General features: G+C 50.5%; 2 protein-coding genes and 1 pseudogene. 1 reads left to right on the forward strand and 2 read right to left on the reverse strand.

Annotation, left to right across the window (positions count from 1 at the left end; genetic code table 11):
• Positions 1–1146, forward strand: a pseudogene (locus tag ACEW8P_RS00725) (DNA polymerase III subunit gamma/tau); the annotation flags it as partial.
• Between the two features lie 2 nt (positions 1147–1148).
• Here ACEW8P_RS00725 and coaE read toward each other — a convergent pair.
• Positions 1149–1766: a dephospho-CoA kinase gene (coaE, locus tag ACEW8P_RS00730; RefSeq protein ID WP_373511196.1), complete on the reverse strand. Its 618-nt coding sequence runs from the start codon at positions 1764–1766 to the stop codon at positions 1149–1151.
• Positions 1763–2431 (reverse strand): hypothetical protein, encoded by a 669-nt coding sequence (locus ACEW8P_RS00735; RefSeq protein WP_373511197.1) that lies wholly within the window; start codon positions 2429–2431, stop codon positions 1763–1765. The genes coaE and ACEW8P_RS00735 overlap by 4 nt, the downstream gene beginning before the upstream one ends.
• Positions 2432–2553 lie beyond the last annotated feature (122 nt).

Raw genomic sequence — 2553 nt, forward strand, 5'->3', positions numbered from 1 at the left:
GACGCTCTGTCCATGTTCGACCTGAACGTGACCTTCTCGCCCAACAATGAGCTTTCGTACGCCGATGTGCTGGAAAATTTGCACATCCTGGATTACGATTATTATTTCAAAATCACGGACGCGCTGCTGAAAGGCAGCATCTCTGAAACACTGCTGTTGTTCGACGAAATTATCCGCAAGGGCTTTGACGGACATTTGTTTATCATTGGTTTGCTGGAACACTTACGCAATCTGCTGGTAACCAAAGATCCGGTAACGATTTCGCTATTGGAAGTGTCGGAGGTGGCCCGCAGCAAGTACCTCGACCAGTCGCAGCGGGCGGGCATGAGTTTCCTGCTGTCGGCCATGAGCGTAGGCAGCCAGTGCGACATCAACTACAAGACGTCCAAGAACCAGCGACTACACGTGGAATTATGCCTGATGAAAATGGCCAAACTGCCCGATTTGCTGTCGTTGCAAGCTTTACCAGCAAACGGGGGTCCGGCCGACCGGGAAGCTACCGAGACGGTAAAAAAAAAAGCTGAGTCCGAAACCGGGTCAGGCATTGCCCTGACCACCGAATCGGAGCCTCCCGCTTACGAAACAAAGGCAACGGTTCAGAATGGGACGGCGAGTTCCGGTTTCGGTACAGCGGCACCCGTCATTGCGCCCAACCGCCCTTCTCAGAGCAAATTACGCAGTACCGCGCACATTGTGGCTCCGGCAATCGAAGCTCCCGTCGCGACGACACAGGTAGTGGAAGCGCCCGTTCAGGCAGCGCCCGCTGAAAAGCGCGAGAAATTACCATTGACTTACGATAATCTTTACGAGATATGGGGAGAGTTTGCCAAAAAAAGAAAGGTAGAGCGCGATTCAGTCACCGAAGAATTGATTTTTGGTCGGGAATTCAAACTGGAAGGTCAAACGATCCGCATTGCCCTAGATAACGAACTGCAAAAAGAGGCGGTGGCGGCGATCCGAAACGAAATGATTCAGTTTTTTCGACAAAGACTCGATGCCCCCGAGCTTTCGCTCGACTACGCCGTCAACCAGCAGGAAATGAAGAAAGTGGCCTATACCGATAAGGAAAAATTCGCGGTAATGGCCGAGAAGAACCCGCATTTGCTGGAATTGCAGCAACTTTTGGGATTAGACATCGAATTTTGATTTTAGCCCGCCAGGCTGAGCAAAATTTTGTGCAAAAACAAAATCTGCGGGATTACGGCAGTGTTCTCACCATTATCTACTACAAAATCGGCCAATTTCGATCGGGCTTCTTCCGAAATCTGATTTCCCACGATTGCCAAAATGTCGGCTTCCGTACGCTGCGGGTCGCGGGCTTTTATCCTGTCAATTCTCAGTTGTAGAGGCGCGGTGACGACGATCACTTTATCCAGCGTGTTCCCCTCCCCCGCCCTGCTCATCAAGGCCGCTTCCCGAATCACGTAAGGCTGCGACGCGTGGCGTTCCAGCCAACGGTTACTGTCGGCAAAGACGCGGGGATGAACAATCTGATTGAGTTTTAGTAAAAGATCCGGTTCAGAAAAGACCCGCGAGGCGACATACTTGCGATTATAACTACCGTCAACCGCGAACGACTCCGAACCGAGCAACGTCATTACTTCCGTCTTGATGTCAGGGTCGTTGTTGGTAAGCCACTTGGCACGGGCATCGGCCTCGTAAACCGGAATACCCAAACAGGAAAAAATCCGGCAGACTATACTCTTGCCGGAGCCGATACCGCCCGTAACGCCAATTTGTAAAGGTTTCGGCAGCGTGTCCATCATTGCAAGACCGGGACCTCACGCAATATCCTGGCTACTTCGAAACTTACCAAAACCGTCGAGTGACTCACGTCCACCGTCCGCACGTCAGGAATGTTGAGTGGGAGGGTTTCGTCGTAGTTATTCTGAATTTTCCGCGTAGGAACGCGAACGATGATCGTGTCAGGATAAGCTCGAAGCATCGAGGCCGGGCCTTCAACCGAAATTAAGGAGGGAGAAACATTTATTAGGCTGGAAATCACATAGCCAGGCCGCATATTTATGGCCGCACTGTCCACCCATACGGGAATGATACGAGTACCTTTTCTTTCAAAGTCCAGTTCCAACGTATCGGCCACTACATAGTTGACTTGCACATCGGAAAAATGCTCAGCCAATTTATCAGACAGGGAAACGGTGTTGATGAAGTTGGCCTTGAGCGGGTTGGTCACTTTGTATTCCAAAGGTCGCTGAGCAAAACTCAGCCATGACTTGCGCAGCAAGTTCCAACCGTTGCCGGACACACTTATTGAAACCGTTTTAGGCAAAGGCTCGACGGGAATGTATTCCGCTTCGTCGTAGTCGAAGTGAATAGGGTAGTCCAGCCGTAAGGAATAGTCGTCTTTGTTCAGAGCCGTCATAAGCCAGAAAAAGGCAGCAGCCAGGAAGCAAACGGAGAAGACTTTCATGGGGTCAATTTTGAATGAGTGAATGATAGAGTATTGCTTTCGCCAGCTTACGCTTATTCTATCATTCACTCACTCTATCATTCTATCATTATCATTTGGTGCGGCTCACGGCAGATTTGTCA

The sequence above is a fragment of the Persicitalea sp. genome (assembly GCF_041751555.1).
GTDB lineage: Bacteria > Bacteroidota > Bacteroidia > Cytophagales > Spirosomataceae > Persicitalea.